This window comes from Plantactinospora sp. DSM 117369 (genome assembly GCF_053764795.1).
The window spans coordinates 1,864,860-1,880,882 of sequence record NZ_CM132446.1 but is presented as its reverse complement, the minus strand read 5'-3'; the positions used below and the strand labels follow the sequence as shown (position 1 = coordinate 1,880,882).

Genomic DNA, 16,023 nt, shown 5'->3' with positions numbered 1-16,023 from the left:
GGTCTGCCGCAGTACGCCGATTGCGGCCGAACGCCCCGGGACGGATGCCGCACCTCATGGTGGACGTCCGGGCGGATTTCTAACGTCGGAACGGACCCGAGACGGGTCCTGGATCATCCGACAGCGTTGAGGACTCCGACCTGTGAAACGTATTCCCCTGACCGTGCGGATCGGCCGGTGGAGCGCCACCCGCCCCCGACTCGCCATCCTCGGCTGGCTGCTCTTCGTCGCCGCCTGTGTCATCGGCGGCTCGGCCGTCGGCACCGTGCCGGCGACCGGGGCGAACAGCCTGCACGGCGAACTGGCCCGGGCCGACCGGATCGAGCGGTCCGGCCGGTTCGCCGTGCCGCCGGTGACGGAGAACGTCCTGATCACGCCCGTGACCGGTGCGCTCGACCGGGACCGGGCCGAGGCGGCGGCGGCCGAGGTCGGCACCCGGATGCGTACCCTGCCGGAGGTCGCGGAGGTGCGGCCGCCGCTGCCCGCGCCGGACGGCACCGCGCTGCTGGTCGAGGTGGTGCTCGCCGGCACGCCGGACGGTACGGCCGACGCCGCCGAACGGCAGGTACCGGCACTGCTGGCCAGTACCGCCGAGGTCCAGCGGGAATTTCCGGACCTGCGGATCGAGCAGATCGGCAGCGCCTCGCTCGGCAAGGCCCTGACCGAGACGCTGGGCGCGGACTTCCGGCGGGCCGAACTGATCAGCGTGCCGGTGGCCCTGGGCATCCTGGTGGTCAGCTTCGGCGCGCTGATCGCGGCGGGCGTACCGGTGCTGCTGGCGCTGTCGGCGGTGGCCGCCGCGTTCGGGCTGGCCGCGTTCGCGTCGCACGTCTTCCCCGCCGGAGAACTGGTGAACAGCGTCATCCTGCTGATCGGGATGGCGGTCGGGGTCGACTATTCCCTGTTCTACCTGCGGCGGGAGCGCGAGGAGCGGTCCCGGGGCCGGGACCACCGCAGCGCGGTCGAGATCGCCGCCGCCACCTCCGGGCACGCGGTACTCGTCTCCGGGCTGGCGGTGATGGTGGCGATGGCCGGGCTCTACCTGGTCGGCGAGAACACCTTCAGTTCGATGGCGACCGGCTCGATCCTGGTGGTCGGGGTCGCGATGCTCGGCTCGCTGACCGTGCTGCCGGCGGTACTCGTCACGCTGGGGCGGTGGGTGGACCGGCCCCGGGTGCCGTTCCTCGGCCGCCGGATCGAGCGGGCCGGCCGGAACCGGTTCTGGTCGGTGGTACTCCGGCCGGCGCTGCGCTGGCCGGCGCCGACGCTGCTGGTCGCCGTACTCGCGTTGCTCGCCCTCGCGGCCCCGGCCCTCGACATGCGGCTCGCCCGGCCGACCTCGGCGGACCTGCCGCGCTCCATCCCGATCCTGCGCGGTTACGACCGGCTGGCGGCGGCGTTCCCCAGCAACGATCTCGGCACCAGCCACACCGTCGCGATCCGCACCGGGGCCGGGCACGGCGCCGAGCTGGACCGGGCGCTGACCGAACTCGGGATCCGGCTGCGCGACGCGGCCGGCTTCGCCCACGACCGGGAGCCCACGGTACGGCGCTCCGCCGACGGCCTGGTCCGGCTCGTCTCGGTGTACGTCGCCGGTCCGGCCGGCAGCGACGAGGCGGTCCAGACGCTGCGCCGGCTCCGGGCCGAGCTGTTGCCGGCCACCGTCGGCCGGGTGCCGGCCACCGACTACGCGGTCGCCGGCCGTACCGCCAGCAGCCAGGACTTCCTGGACCAGATGTCGGACTCGCTGCCGTCGGTGCTCGGCTTCGTCATCGCCGTCACCTTCCTGGTCATGCTCGGCAGCTTCCGGTCCGTACCCGTGGCGTTGACCTCGATCCTGCTCAACGCCCTCTCCGTCGCCGCCTCGTACGGGCTGCTGGTGCTGGTGTTCCAGCACTCCTGGGCGGAGGACCTGCTCGGTTTCCAGAGCAACGGCGCGGTCGTCTCCTGGCTGCCGTTGATGCTCTTCGTCATCCTCTTCGGGCTCTCCATGGACTACCACGTCTTCGTGGTCAGCCGGATCCGCGAGGCGGTGCTGCACGGCGTGCCGACCCGGGTCGCGATCGAACGCGGGATCGTCTCGTCCGCCGGTGTGGTGAGCAGCGCCGCGATCATCATGGTGGCGGTCTTCGCGGTCTTCGCGACCCTGTCGATCCTGGAGTACAAGCAGCTCGGGGTCGGCCTCGCCGCCGCGATCCTGATCGACGCCACCGTGATCCGCGGACTCGTGCTCCCCGCCCTGATGCGGCTGCTCGACGAGGTGAACTGGTGGGCGCCGCGCTGGCTGCGGGGGAACCGGCGGTCGCCGGTCGACCCGGCGGAGGCACCGACGATGGAGCTGACGGTGCTGGGACCGCGACGCTGATCCCGGCTACGGTGATCTGGATGCCGGACGTGACCGAAGCGAAGCTCGACGACTGGCGCGAGCGGCTCGGACCGATGCTTGCGGGACTCCGACGCGGGCTGCTAGCGGGCCGGGACCGCCCGGGACGGGTTGCCGGCGACCCGATGTAGCCGGGCCACCAACACCGCGAGCAGCGCCAACTCGACCAGCACCAGGATCCGTTCGACCAGGCCCATCATCACCCGACCACCGGGAAACGCGACGTAGTAGAGCGCGAGCAGCGCGAGCACGCTGGTCACCGCCAGCGCCCGCAACCGGCGTACGGCATCCCGCCAGCGGGCGTCGGCGGCGAGCCGGCGGATGGCCAGCAGCGTCGCGACCGGCAGGGCGACGAAGGCGGCGACCGAGACGTACCTGTGCACGTAGCCCTGGGTACTCAGTTCGACCACCCCGATCGGGTCGGTCGGGATCAGCGCCGAGGCGATCAGCCCCAGGCACCAGACCAGCAGCAGCGCCTCGGCGAGGCGTCCCACCCTGACCCGGGCGGCCCGCAACGCCAGTGGCACGGCCAGCGAGGTGATCCCGAGGATCAGGATCGCGACGTTCATCGGCCAGCCGTTGTTCGACACCGCGTAGTCGCTGATGGTGAGCGACAGCGGGCTCATCCCGGGGTCGGGGGCGAGGTGCGCCGCGACGCCCAGGGTCGCCGTCAGGCACATGCCGAGCGCCGCGACCAGGGTCAGCGGTCGAGCGGTCCACTGCTGCGGTAGGGATCCGGACATCATGTGACCAGCGTCGTCGCGCCGCCGCGTCGGCGAATCCGGCGTGATCCCGGACCGATCCCCGGGTTCCGCGACCCTGAGCAGGTCAGGGTCGGGTTTCCCCTACCGCCGGCACTCCCCCCAGCACCATCGACACGGGCATCCCGGCCCGCTTCCGCCGCGCCCCGGGCCGCCGTATGCCTGTCGCTGCGCCGAGACCGCCGGAGGGGACGAGGCGGCCGGGTGCGCCGGGAGACCGGCCACCCGTTGCGCGAGCGCCCGCCTGATCATCCTTTCCGTCGGCACCCAGCCGAGAAACCGGCGGTGCAGTTCGGCCGGGTACGGCCCCGGGGTTCGGGCTCAGTCGGAACAGGTCCCCGGCCGCCTCGAACAGGGCCGCCCCGAGGTACCCGAACAGCGACAGCGGCTCCTGCCGGAACTCCACCAGCAGCGACCATTTGCTCAACAGGCACGGCCAGGGGGAGCCGCACTGGCGGCACGTCCACAATGGGCGGCGGGGCGAGTGCGGACGGTTCGGGTCGGTCAGCTTCGTCAGGTCCCGCAGCACGACGACGCCCATCACTGATCGGCTTCGGCCCGGGCGCCCCGGTAGGCGCGACAGCCGACCGGACCCGCCTACGTGGTGGCCGGTGTTCCCGTTCCATGCCGGGTCTGCCCTGCGATTCGTCGCCCTGGGCCGGGGCGACGGAGGCGGGGCGTTCCGCGTCACCTCCGGGGGCGCCGGCTGCGTGGCGGGCGTTCGTCAACCTGGCGAAGTCGCACGGCTGACGCCCGGCCGAAGTCTCAGTTGGCCGGCTGATCCTGCCCTCGGACGGCCGGGCTGGCCGCACCGTCCAGCAGCTTCAGCGCGGCGATGGCGGCGCCCCGGGCCCCGGCCATGTCGAGATCCGGGACCAGCGCGAACCGGGCCCGCTCGGCCTGCTCGGTCCGGAGCGTGGTGTGTTCCCGGACGGTGGCCAGGAACCAGTCCCGGAACTCCGGCGCCGCCTCGACCACGCCACCACCGACGAAGTACCCGTCCGGGTCGGTGAAGTTGGCGACGATGGTGAAGAGCCGGCCCAGGGCCATCGCCTGCTGCTCGAAGATCCGCAGCGCCATCGGGTCGCCGTCCACCCCGTACGACCGGACCTGCTTGGCGGCACTCACCGGGTCGAGATCGCCGAGCGGGTGCCCGGCGTACCGGCCCAGCCAGTACGGCAGCAGGTTGCGCCGGATGCCGGTCAGCGAGGCGACGCTCTCCACGTCCCCGACGAACCCGCAGTTGCAGACCGGCACCGGCTGCCCCTCGGCGAGCAGGCCGAACATCGGGATGTGCACGTGCCCGAGCTCGCCGGCCATCCCGGCGGTACCGGTCACCACCTGCCCGCACACCACCACGCCACCGCCGAGTCCGGTGCCCACGATGGCGGAGACCGACGACCGCTGCGGCGCGTCGGCGCCGAAGAAGGAGTGGTGGGCGTAGAGCGCGGCCGCGTTGCCGTCGTTGTGGTAGACCACCGGCAGGCCGAGCCGGCGTTCGAGGGCGCCCCGGATGTCGTAGCCGCGCCAGGCCGGCTGGGAGAAGTTCGTCGAGCCCTTCGACGAGATCACCCCGGTGGCGCTGGCCGGCCCCGGGGTGTCCAGCCCGACGGCCCGGACCTGCTCCGGCCGGGTGCCGGTACGCGCCAGCACCTGTGCCATCGCCCCCGCCAGCGCCTCGACCGCCGCCTCCGGACCCTCCAGCACCTGGCACGGGCTCTCGACCAACTGGTCGACCAGGAACCGGCCGGTCGCGTCCAGCACGGTGGCGTTGTTGCTGTTACCGCCGTTGTCGAGCCCGACCACGACCGGTATTTCCGAGTTCGTCATGGTGTGCCTCCCGGTACGCCGGCCGGCCCGGACCCGATCCCGGCGTCGGCAGCCGCCCGATGTTCATACCCTGCCGTACCCGGGCCACTCCCGCACCCCCTGCCGCCCACCGAAACGTCGCGACCGGCCCCGGATTCCGGAGCACCGGTCGCCGGAAGGGGCGTCGTCCAGCCCTCGACGGCGCGTCGATCCGGTCCACCAGATGCGCGCAGGAGAGCGCGGTCCCGGCACCGCCCGGTACCGGGCCAGGCGCCGCCGGACCGCCCGGGGATCCGGCGGTCGGATTCGCGGACGCCGATCCGCCTCTCCGTCCAGCGCTCAACACCCGGAGCCGCCATGCCTCGCCGCCGGACATGACCCTGCTGCGGAGACTGTCGAGCTGGGTGCACAGACGGGGCGCCCTGACAGTCCGTGGGGCGAGGTCCCTCCGGCGGCGGGCGTGGGGGTTGCTGGTCGGGTCGGGGTTGGGTCGGGTGCAGGGACGGGGCAGCTCGACAGTCGGCCGGGTGGAGTTGGTCTGGCGGGCGTGGGGGTTGCTCGTCGGGTGGACGGGTCGGGGTTGGGCTGGGTGCAGGGACGGGGATCGGGGTCGGAGTGGCCGCGCCGTGCCCGCTACCCGCCTCGGAGGCCGAGGTGCTACCCGCCGGCCGCGTCGAGCGCGGTGGTCAGGTCGGCGACCAGGTCGGCGGCGTCCTCGACCCCGCAGGAGAGCCGCACGAATCCGGCGGAGACGTCGTCGCCCCACTGGGCCCGCCGGTCGGCGCTGGTGTGCAGCCCGCCGAAGGAGGTCGCCGCGAAGACCAGCCGGCTGGCGGTCAGGAACCGCGTCACCCGGTCGGCGTCGCCGAGGTCGAACGCGACGATCCCGGGCACCCGCCGGAGCTGCCGGCTGGCGATCGGGTACGCCGGGTCGTCGGCGAGCCCCGGCCAGCGTACGCCGGAGACGTCGGAGCGGGCCCGCAGCGTCGCCGCCACCGCCGCCGCGTTGGCGCTCTGCCGGGCCAGCCGCAGGTCCAGCGTGGCCAGTGACCGGTGCGCCAGCCACGCGTCGAAGGCGCCCGGGATCGAGCCGGTGGTGGCCCGCCAGCCCCGGATCGTCTCCAGCAGCCCGGCGGTCCGGCTGGCCACGTAACCGAGCAGCAGGTCCGAGTGCCCGGTCAACGCCTTGGTGCCGGACGCGACCACCAGGTCGGCACCCAGGTCCAGCGGTCGCTGGCCGAGCGGTGTCGCGGTGGTGTTGTCGACCGCGAGCAGCGCACCGGCGGCGTGCGCCCGGGCGGCCAGCTCGGCGATGTCGCAGACGTCCAGGCCCGGGTTGGCCGGTGTCTCGACCAGCACCAGCCGTACGCCGTCGAACGCCGGGTACGGGCCGGCGGTCGGCACGAAGTCGACCCGTACCCCGATCCCGCGCAGCGTCTCGGCGGCGAACGCCCGCACCGGGAAGTACCCGTCGGCGGGGAGCAGCACGGTGTCACCGGGCCGGAGCACCGAGAGCAGCACCGCCGTGATCGCGGCCTGTCCGCTGGCGAAGGCGAGGCAGTCCCCACCTTCCAGCTCACCGATGGCCGCCTCCAGTCCGCGCCGGGTCGGGTTGTCCGGCCGGCCGTACCCGTTCGGGGTCGCCTCCGGGCCGATCGCCGGGTCCAGGTGGTAGGGGGCGGCGAAGACCGGCCCGGGCAGGAACGGCTGCCCGGGCACCGGCTCCGGCAGACCGGCGTGCACGCTCCGGGTGCCGTCACCGTAGTTCGACTGGTCGGGCATGCTGTCCTTCCGTGGATCGACGCCGGTCACTCGGGCCTCGGCTTGCGGCTCATCAGCACGGCCATCGCGGTGTGCGGGTCGGCGCCCTCGTGGCAGACCCGCTCGACCTGCTCGGTGATCGGCATCTCCACCCCGTGCGCCCGGGACAGGTCCCGGATCGCCAGGCAGCTCTTCACCCCTTCGGCGGTCTGCCGGGTCGCGGCCTGCGCCTGCTCCAGGGTCTCGCCCCGGCCGAGGTGCTCGCCGAAGGTCCGGTTCCGGGACAGCGGCGACGAACAGGTGGCGACCAGGTCACCGAGGCCGGCCAGGCCGGCGAAGGTGAGCGGGTCGGCGCCGAGCGCCACCCCGAGCCGGGCCGTCTCGGCCAGCCCCCGGGTGATCAGACTCGCCCGGGTGTTGTCGCCGAGCCCCATCGCGGCGATCATGCCGTACGCCAGCGCGATCACGTTCTTGACCGCCCCGCCCAGCTCGCAGCCGATCACGTCGTCGTTGGTGTACGGCCGGAGGTACGGCGTGCTGACCGACGCCTGCACCAGGTTCGCCCGGTCGGTGTCGGTGCAGGCCACCACGGTCGCGGCGGGTTGCTCGGCGGCGATCTCGGCGGCCAGGTTGGGGCCGGAGACCACGACGACCCGGTCCGCGGCCACCCCGGCGGTCTCCACGATCACCTCGCTCATCCGCTTGGTGGTGCCCAGTTCGATCCCCTTCATCAGGGAGACCAGCGTCGAGTCGGGTTCCAGGTGCCGGGCCCACTCGGCCAGGTTGCCGCGCAGCGTCTGCGCCGGTACCGCCAGCACCACCAGGTCGGCGCCGGTGATCGCCTCGGCGGCCTCGGCGGTGCCGCGTACCGCCACCGGCAGCCGCAGCCGGGGCAGGTAGTCGGGGTTGGTCCGGGTGGTGCGGATCGCCTCGGCCACCGCCGGGCGGCGGGCCCAGAGCAGCACGTCCCGGCCGGCGTCGGCGAGCACCTTCGCGAAGGCCGTACCCCAGGAGCCGGCGCCGAGCACGGCGACGTGGCTCATGCCGACACTCCGCTTCGCTCGCTACGCTCGCTCATGCCGGCACTCCGCTGCGCTCCGTGCCGTCATGAGGCTCAATCACACTGAGCTGACTGATTCGCTCGCTACGCTCGCTCATGCCCGATCCTCGGTGCGGCGGTTCGCCTGCGCCGACCAGAGCGGCGGGGGCGTCCCGCCCCGGATCTCGGCGAGCATGTCGCGCAGCCGCAGCATGATGGCATCGGTCATCTCGTCCAGTACGGCCTTGCTCGGTGCCGCACCGGCCCACCGGCTCAGGTCCACCGGCGGACCGGCGACCACCGTCACCGGGGTACGCGGCCGGAGGCTGACCTTCTTCGTCCGTGGGTCGAAGATCCGCTGTGGTCCCCACATCACCACCGGCACCACCGGGGCACCGGTGGCCAGGGCGAGCCGGGCGGCGCCGGTCTTGCCGCGCATCGGCCACAGCTCGGGCTCCCGGGTGGTGGTGCCCTCCGGGTAGATCACGACGGCGGCACCGGAGCGGATCGCCCGGTCCAGCGCCTCCAGTGACCTGGCCGCGTCGACGGTGCCGCGCTCCACCGGGATCTGCTGGCACTTCAGCAGGATTTTGCCGAGCACCGGCACCTTGAAGATGCTCGCCTTGCCCAGATAGCTGGGCCAGCGGCCGGAGTCGTAGATGAAGTGCGCCGAGACCAGCGGGTCGAAGTGGGAGAGGTGGTTCGGCACGATGATCACGCCACCGGACGACGGGACATGCTCCATGCCGCGCCAGTCACGCCGCGTCCAGACGGTCAGCACCGGCTTGACCACCGAGACGGCGAACCGTCGCCAGAATCCCAGCCTGCGCCGTGTCACTGTGCCTCCTCGTCGTCCCCACTATGGCGCGGCCCGGCCGGGGCGCCACCCGGGCGTCCTGGCTCGGGTGGCGAGGTGACACCGCCTGTGCCCACCCCGTCCGGCCTGCCACCGACCCGGGCCCGGGGTGCCACCGCCCGCAGCGAAATCATGCCTGCCCGTCCCGGGTACGGCCAGCCAGGGGTATCCCGGGAGCCGGGTACGCCACACCCGGGCGGCCGCCGGCGAGCTGGCAGGATTGTCGCGTGGCAGAGCGGAGCTGGACCGTGGTGGTGCCGGTCAAGCGCCTCGGGTCGGCGAAGAGCCGGCTGCGCGGCGCGCTCGACGGCGTACCGCACGAACTGCTCGCCCTGGCCCTGGCCGAGGACACCGCCGAAGCCGTACTCGGCTGTCCGGCCGTCCGGGAACTGCTGGTGGTGACCGACGACCCGGCGGCCACCGCGACCCTGGGCCGGCTCGGCGCCCGGATCGTGCCGGAGCCGCCGACCGCCGGGCTGAATCCCGCGTTCGTCCGGGGCGCGGCGGCGGCCTCCGGCGGCCCGGTGGCGGCACTCACCGCCGACCTGCCGGCACTGCGCCCGGCCGAGCTGGCCGAGGCGCTGCGGGCCGCCGGTGGTTCGTCCGGGGTACGCCGGTTCGTCGCGGACGCCCCCGGCACCGGCACCGTACTGCTCACCGCCGCCCCCGGCGCGGCCCTGGCCCCCCGGTTCGGCCCGCACTCGGCGGCGGCGCACGCGGCCTCCGGCGCCCGCCCACTCACCGGCGCCTGGCCGACGCTGCGCCGCGACGTCGACACCCCGGCGGACCTGCGGGCCGCGGCGGCGCTCGGGCTCGGCCGGCACACCGCCGCGCTGACCCGGCGGGCGGCACCGGCCGGCGCCGAGCGCTGAATCACGACCCGACCGGCGGCAGACCGCTGCCGGTGCCGCCGCCGCAGCCGGCCGACCCGCCGCCCGGCGGACCGGTGTACGGTGCTGTGCATGCAGGGCACGGTGGCCGACTACGACCCGCAGACCAGGACCGGCACGCTGCTGCTCGACGACGGCTCCCGGGTCACCTTCCCGGCGACCGCGTTCGACGCCTCCGGCCTGCGCCTGCTCCGGTTGGGTCAGCGGGTCCGGCTGGAGCACGACGACGCCGGCACGCTGGTCCGGGTCACGCTGCCGACCTTCCCCTGATCCGCTCGGTCAAGTTCATTTTCCGTTAACCGCCGCCGGGGAATGATGGGGTGGTGAGCACCCCGCCGTCCCGACGCCCCCTCTCCCAGCGCCAGTCGCGGTCCGGCGCCACCGAACGCTCCCAGCGCCAGTCGCGGTCCGGCGCCAGCGAACGGCCGACGCCGGAGCCGGCACCGGACGGGACGGACGAATCCCGGCAGGCGAGCCCGTCCCGTCCCGCCCCGGCACCCCTACCCGGGGCCGGTTCCACCCGCACACCCCGTACTCCCCGGGGTGGCCGGACGGGCGGAGACCAGCCGCCGGGCACCACCCGTACCCCACGGGGCGGCCGGGCCGGCGGTGGTGAGCGGCCGGCCGGTGCCGGTGACCGGCCGGAGGGGCACACCGACCGGGAGCCGGCAGGCGAGCCGGACGGCACCGTCGAGCCGGACACCGTCGCCGAGCCGGACCGGTCGGCGGCGCTGGACCAGGCGGCCGACTCGGCGCGCGCCGCGGCCGGCGGGCCGGACCGGAGCCCGGCGACCGGCCTGGCCGACAACCCGGCGCACGGCCGGCGCGGGGCACCGGCGACCGGCCCGGGCAGCGCCGTCCCAGAGAGCGCCCTGGCCGCCCGGGCCGAGGCGACCGAGCCGTCCGCCGAGCCGGTCGGGGAACCGGCCGCGCCGCTGCCGTCGGACCGGTTCCTCAACCGGGAGCTGTCCTGGCTGGATTTCAACTCCCGGGTGCTGACCCTGGCCGAGGACCCGGACACCCCGCTGCTGGAGCGGGCCAAGTTCCTCGCCATCTTCGCCAACAACCTGGACGAGTTCTACATGGTCCGGGTCGCCGGGCTGAAGCGGCGGTTGCAGGCCGGGCTGCCGGTCCGGGGCGGCGACCAGATGCCGCTGACCACCCAGCTCGAACTGGTCTCCGAACGCGCTGCCGACCTGGTCGCCCGGCACGCGGCGTGCTTCGTCGACGAGGTGATGCCGAAGCTGGCCACCGAGAACATCGCGCTGCTGCACTGGGACGAGTTGCCCGTGCCGGAGCGGCAGCGGCTGCGGGCGTACTTCCGGGAGCAGATCTTCCCGGTGCTCACCCCGCTCGCCGTCGACCCGGCGCACCCGTTCCCGTACATCTCCAGCCGGTCGCTCAACCTGGCGGTGGTGGTGCGCGACTCCGACCACGGATCCGAACTCTTCGCCCGGGTGAAGGTGCCGAACAACGTACCCCGGTTCGTCCGGGTCGAACGGGACGCGCCCGGCTACCGGTTCCTACCGGTGGAGGACCTGATCGCGGCCCACCTCGACCAGCTCTTCTCCGGCATGCAGGTGGTGGAGTGCCACCTGTTCCGGGTCACCCGCAACGCCGAGGTGGAGGTCGACGAAGACCGGGACGAGGACCTGCTGCAAGCCCTGGAACGGGAACTCGCCCGGCGCCGCTTCGGCCCGCCGGTACGCCTGGAGGTGGCCGCCTCCGTCTCCGACCACGTACTCGACCTGCTGGTCCGGGAACTCGACATGGACAGCCAGGACGTGCTGCGGGTGCCGGGGCTGCTCGACCTGACCGCGCTCTGGCAGGTCTACAACGAGTCCAACCGGCCCGAGCTGAAGGACCCGCCGTTCGTGCCGGCCACCCATCCGCGGCTCGCCGAGGGTGAGGTGCCGCGGAGCGTCTTCGCCACCCTGCGCGACGGCGACATCCTGGTGCACCATCCCTACCACTCGTTCTCGACCAGCGTGCAGCGGTTCATCGAGCAGGCCGCCGCCGACCCGAACGTGCTGGCCATCAAGCAGACCCTCTACCGCACCAGCGGGGACTCCCCGATCGTCGACGCGCTGATCGACGCGGCCGCCGCCGGCAAGCAGGTGGTGGTGCTGGTGGAGATCAAGGCCCGGTTCGACGAGGTGGCCAACATCGGCTGGGCCCGGGTGCTGGAGCGGGCCGGCTGCCACGTGGTCTACGGCCTGGTCGGACTCAAGACGCACTGCAAGACCGCGCTGGTGGTCCGGCAGGAGGGCAATCAGATCCGCCGGTACTGCCACATCGGCACCGGCAACTACCACCCGAAGACCGCCCGGCTCTACGAGGACTTCGGCATGCTCACCGCCGACCCGGAGATCGGGGCCGACCTGACCGACCTGTTCAACGTGCTGACCGGGTACAGCCGGCAGACGTCGTACCGGCGGTTGCTGGTGGCGCCGCAGGGCATCCGGCGCGGCCTGATCGAGCGGATCGAGGGCGAGATCGACCGGGCCCACCAGGGCCTGCCGGCCCTGGTCCAGTTCAAGGTCAACTCGCTGGTCGACGAGGCGATCGTGGATGCGCTCTACCGAGCCTCCCGGGCCGGGGTGCACGTCGACCTGCTGATCCGGGGGATGTGCACGCTGCGGCCGGGCGTACCGGGACTGTCGGAGAACATCCGGGTGCGCTCGATCCTCGGCCGCTTCCTCGAGCACTCCCGGGTGTTCCGGTTCGGCAGCGGGGTCGTCGCGACCGGCGGTGCTGGCGGGTCGGACGGCGGTGTCGAGTTCTGGATCGGCTCCGCCGACCTGATGCACCGCAACCTGGACCGCCGGGTGGAGGCGCTGGTGCAGGTGACCGACCCGACCGCCCGGGCCGAGCTGGACGAGTTGCTGACCGCCGCGATGAGCCCGCAGGTGGAGGCGTTCGACCTGACCGGGGACGGCTGCTGGACCCGACGCAAGGGCACCCTGGAGGCACCGCTGGTGAACCTCCAGGAGGCGCAGCTGCGCCGGGTCGCCGGAGCCGCCAAGTGAGCCGCCGGGAGCGACGGGCGCTCGGCGGAGCCGACATTCCGGACTAGGCTTGGCCGATGCTGGAGGAGGAGCGGAAGTACGACGTCGACCCGGAGTTCACCCTGCCCGACCTGTCCGCGGTCCTGCCGGACGGCGTACGGGTGGTGGAACTGCCCCCGGTGACGCTCACCGCGACCTACCTCGACACCACCGACCTGCGGCTGGCCCGGGCCGGGGTGTCGCTACGGCACCGCAAGGGTGACGAGCTGCCCTGGACGGTCAAACTCCCGTCCGACAGTCCCGGCGTACGGCACGAGATCTCCCGGACGGGCCGGCCGAAGAGCGTTCCGGCCGACCTGGTGGCGCTGGTGACCGCGTACTCCCGGGGCGCGGAACTCAAGCCGGCGACGGTGGTCCGCACGGTGCGGCGGGCGTACGAGCTGCGCGACGGCGCCGACCGGACCCTGGCGGAACTCGCCGACGACGCGGTGCAGGTGCGCGACGGCAAGCAGGTCCGGTCGACGTTCCGCGAGATCGAGGTGGAGCGCAAGGACGGCGGACGGGACCTGCTCGACGCGGTGGGGTCGGCGCTGACCGCGGCCGGCGCCCGGACCGGTGACTTCACCCCGAAGCACGTCCGGGCACTCGGTGCGACGGCCGAGGCGGCGCCCGACCTGGTGCCCCCGGGCGAGCTGCCCGAGCGGCCCAGCGCCGGTGACGTGGTGGCGGCGGCGGTCCGCCGCAGCGTCGGCCGGCTGCTCGCACACGATCCGCTGGTCCGGTTGCGGGCGCCGATCGGCGACGACGACACCGCCGTACACCAGATGCGGGTCGGCTGCCGACGGCTCCGCAGCGACCTGCGGACGTTCGGGCCGCTGGTCCGCACGGCGTGGGCCAAGCCGCTGCGGGACGAGCTGAAGTGGCTGGCGGGGGTGCTGGGGCAGGCCCGGGACGCCGAGGTGCTGCGGGCCCGGCTGTCCCGGACGGCCGCCGCCGACCCGCTCAGCCCGCTCGACCCGGCGGCGGTGGAGCGGATGGACGCGGTGCTGGTGGCCCGGCACGAAACGGCGCTGGCCGACGTCGACGAGGCGCTGGGCTCGGCGCGCTACCACGCCCTGGTCGAGGCGCTGGTCGACGCCACCCGGACGCCGCAACTGACCACCCGGGCCGACGGGCCCGCCGACGAGGTGCTGCCCCGACTGGTCGCCCGCCCCTGGCACCGGCTGACCGACGGCGACGACGAGGTCGACGGCGCCGCCGACCTCGACCCGGCCGCCCCGGACGAGCGCTGGCACGCGGTACGGATCAACGGCAAGCGGGCCCGGTACGCCGTCGACGCCGTCGCCGGGGTGCTCGGCGGCGACGCGGCGAAGCTGGCCAGGGCGCTGGCGAAGGTGCAGGACGTGCTCGGCGAGCACCAGGACGCGGCGGTCGCCGCCGAGACCTGGCTGTCGATCGCGGCACAGGACCCGGCCGACCATGCGGTGGCGGTCACCGCCGGCCGGTTGGTGGAACGGGAGCGGGCCGCCGTCCGTACCGCCCGGGCGGCCTTCCCCGAGGCGTGGCGCCGGGCGAGCCGGGGACGCCGGACGGCATGGCTGGGGTGACACCGGTCCGCGCGGCGGGTGGCGTGGTCTGGCGCCACTGCGACGACGGTGTGCGGGTGTGCCTGGTGCACCGCCCCCGCTACGACGACTGGTCGCTGCCGAAGGGAAAGCTGGACCCGGGGGAACATCCGCTGACCGCCGCGGTGCGCGAGGTGGCCGAGGAGGCCGACGTACGCGGGGTGCCGGAGGTGCGGCTGCCCCCGGTGCACTACCGGATGCGCGACGGTGCGCCGAAGACGGTCGAGTTCTGGTCCATGCGGGCCGCCGGCGACGGCGGTTTCCAGCCGGAGACCGAGGTCGACGCCGTACGCTGGCTGCCGCTGGACGAGGCCACCCGGCTGGTCAGCTACCCGCACGACGTGCGGGTGCTGGAGGACTTCGCCGCCCTGCCACCGGTGACCGTGGTGCTGGGGCTGGTCCGGCACGCCCCGGCGGGCAAGCGGGGCACCTGGTCCGGGCCGGACACCGCCCGCCCGCTGGAGGGCGCCGGTCTGGCCCAGGCCCGGGAGCTGGCCGGACTGCTCGCGCTGCTCCGCCCGGTACGCCTGCGTTCGGCGGCGCCCCGGCGCTGCGTACAGACGCTGCAGCCCCTGGCCGAACTGCTCGACCGGCCGATCGAGGTGGATTCCGCGTACGACGAGCCGAAGCCGGGGCAGGACGGCGAGGAGAACGCCCTGGCCGCCGCCGGAGCCCTGCTCGAACTGGCCCGGGCCGGCGAACCGGCGGTGGTCTGTAGCCAGGGAAAGGTGATCCCGCAGGCGTTGGCCCGGCTGGCCGCCGCGTCCGCCGCACCGACCGACCCGGTACTCCCGAGCGGCCCGGTCGCGCTTCCCCGGTCGGTGGAGGATTTCCGGACCAGGAAGGGCACCGGCTGGCTGCTCGCCTTCAGCGGCGACCGGCTGGTCGGGCTGAGCCGGCTAGACGGCGCGGACCGCCTCGCCGCCATCGCACCCTGACCGCCCCGCCCGGTTCGCCGCTCGCACATCCCTGCCCGGCCCTACCCGGCCCTGCCGGGGCTGTCGGTCGAGGGGTACCCCGAAGGTCCGGCTCGGGCTTTCAGGCCGCCCAGGGGCCACTGAGCGGCGTTAACGCCCTGCCGACATCGGGGGACGAGACCGCGCGGTCCGGGTTTTCCGTGCCGGACAACGTGAAAGGGCGCCCCCGGACGAGCCGGAGGCGCCCTGACGGTACCCGGATCAGCGCTTGGCGGCCTTCTTGGCCGGAGCCTTCTTGGCCGGAGCCTTCTTGGCCGTGGTGGCCTTCTTGGTCGCCGTGGCGCGGGTGGACGTGCTCTTGGCCGCCGTCGTCTTCTTCGCCGCCGTCGTCTTCTTGGCCGTGGTGGCCTTCTTGACGCCGGTGGCCTTCTTCGCCGGAGCCGTCTTCTTCGCCGCCGCCTTGGTGGCGGTCGTCTTGGCGGGTGCCGCCTTCTTGGTCGTCGTCTTCTTGGCAGTGGTCGACTTGGCCGTCGCCGCCGCGCCGGCCTTCTTCGCCGCCACGGTGTTCTTCGGGGCCTTGCCGCTAGCCACCATCTCCTTGAACCCGGCGCCCGGCCGGAAGGCCGGAACCGATGTCTTCTTCACCTTCACCGATTCACCGGTACGAGGGTTGCGGGCTGTTCGAGCACCGCGCACGCGCTTTTCGAACACCCCGAACCCGGTGATGGCAACCCGATCGCCCTTGGTGACCGCCGCCTGGACCTCCGCGAGGACCGCGTCGAGCGCCGACGTCGCCGTCTTCCGGTCTCCCAGACGAGCGGCGAGAGCCTCGATGAGCTCGGCCTTGTTCACGACTTCCCTCCCAATGTGCAACTGGACTCAACGCGAGCCATTCTGCGCGCACGGTATGCCCTGTGCCACCGGGACACAAACATCTGCTCGAAAAAACCCATTGTGTCGCAACGGATTCGCCC

Annotated in this window: 12 protein-coding genes; 6 read left to right on the top strand and 6 right to left on the bottom strand. The window is 73.7% G+C overall.

Annotation, left to right across the window (positions count from 1 at the left end; translation table 11 throughout):
* Positions 1 to 142: 142 nt before the first annotated feature.
* The gene (locus ACSMXO_RS08395; protein ID WP_455417291.1) at positions 143 to 2,365 is read left to right on the top strand and encodes an MMPL family transporter; all 2,223 of its coding nucleotides are present in this window, start codon (positions 143 to 145) and stop codon (positions 2,363 to 2,365) included.
* Positions 2,366 to 2,466: 101 nt separating this feature from the next.
* On the opposite strand, the gene ACSMXO_RS08390 is transcribed toward ACSMXO_RS08395, so the two are convergent.
* The 5 genes from ACSMXO_RS08390 to ACSMXO_RS08370 all read right to left on the bottom strand — a co-directional run bounded on the left by ACSMXO_RS08390 (position 2,467) and on the right by ACSMXO_RS08370 (position 8,591).
* On the bottom strand, positions 2,467 to 3,129 hold the full coding sequence (locus ACSMXO_RS08390; protein ID WP_455417290.1) for a DUF998 domain-containing protein: 663 nt from the start codon (positions 3,127 to 3,129) through the stop codon (positions 2,467 to 2,469).
* A gap of 780 nt (positions 3,130 to 3,909) precedes the next feature.
* A complete protein-coding gene (locus ACSMXO_RS08385; protein WP_455417289.1) occupies positions 3,910 to 4,974 on the bottom strand; it encodes an ROK family protein in 1,065 nt (354 codons plus the stop codon).
* A gap of 636 nt (positions 4,975 to 5,610) precedes the next feature.
* Positions 5,611 to 6,735, bottom strand: a complete 1,125-nt coding sequence (locus ACSMXO_RS08380) for a cystathionine gamma-lyase (RefSeq protein ID WP_455417288.1) — start codon at positions 6,733 to 6,735, stop codon at positions 5,611 to 5,613.
* Positions 6,736 to 6,761: 26 nt separating this feature from the next.
* Positions 6,762 to 7,757 carry an NAD(P)H-dependent glycerol-3-phosphate dehydrogenase gene (locus tag ACSMXO_RS08375; protein ID WP_346256247.1) on the bottom strand — a complete coding sequence of 332 codons (996 nt, stop codon included), beginning with the start codon at positions 7,755 to 7,757 and terminating at the stop codon, positions 6,762 to 6,764.
* Between the two features lie 111 nt (positions 7,758 to 7,868).
* Positions 7,869 to 8,591, bottom strand: a complete 723-nt coding sequence (locus ACSMXO_RS08370; RefSeq protein ID WP_455417287.1) for a lysophospholipid acyltransferase family protein — start codon at positions 8,589 to 8,591, stop codon at positions 7,869 to 7,871.
* A gap of 245 nt (positions 8,592 to 8,836) precedes the next feature.
* Here ACSMXO_RS08370 and cofC point away from each other — a divergent pair, with 245 nt between their 5' ends.
* The 5 genes from cofC (at position 8,837) to ACSMXO_RS08345 (ending at position 15,070) form a co-directional block, all read left to right on the top strand.
* Positions 8,837 to 9,481: a 2-phospho-L-lactate guanylyltransferase gene (gene cofC, locus ACSMXO_RS08365; protein ID WP_455417286.1), complete on the top strand. Its 645-nt coding sequence runs from the start codon at positions 8,837 to 8,839 to the stop codon at positions 9,479 to 9,481.
* Positions 9,482 to 9,571: 90 nt separating this feature from the next.
* Positions 9,572 to 9,769, top strand: coding sequence for a cold-shock protein (locus ACSMXO_RS08360; protein WP_318395431.1), 198 nt, complete (start codon positions 9,572 to 9,574; stop codon positions 9,767 to 9,769).
* Between the two features lie 527 nt (positions 9,770 to 10,296).
* A complete protein-coding gene (locus ACSMXO_RS08355) occupies positions 10,297 to 12,528 on the top strand; it encodes an RNA degradosome polyphosphate kinase (RefSeq protein WP_455419196.1) in 2,232 nt (743 codons plus the stop codon).
* A 56-nt stretch (positions 12,529 to 12,584) separates the two neighbouring features.
* Positions 12,585 to 14,114 carry a CYTH and CHAD domain-containing protein gene (locus tag ACSMXO_RS08350; protein WP_455417285.1) on the top strand — a complete coding sequence of 510 codons (1,530 nt, stop codon included), beginning with the start codon at positions 12,585 to 12,587 and terminating at the stop codon, positions 14,112 to 14,114.
* Entirely contained in the window at positions 14,102 to 15,070 is a 969-nt protein-coding gene (locus tag ACSMXO_RS08345) for an NUDIX domain-containing protein (protein ID WP_455417284.1), read from the top strand. Before ACSMXO_RS08350 ends, ACSMXO_RS08345 begins: the two co-directional genes overlap by 13 nt.
* A 240-nt stretch (positions 15,071 to 15,310) precedes the next feature.
* Here ACSMXO_RS08345 and ACSMXO_RS08340 read toward each other — a convergent pair whose 3' ends face one another.
* On the bottom strand, positions 15,311 to 15,901 hold the full coding sequence (locus ACSMXO_RS08340; RefSeq protein ID WP_455417283.1) for an HU family DNA-binding protein: 591 nt from the start codon (positions 15,899 to 15,901) through the stop codon (positions 15,311 to 15,313).
* Positions 15,902 to 16,023: the final 122 nt, after the last annotated feature.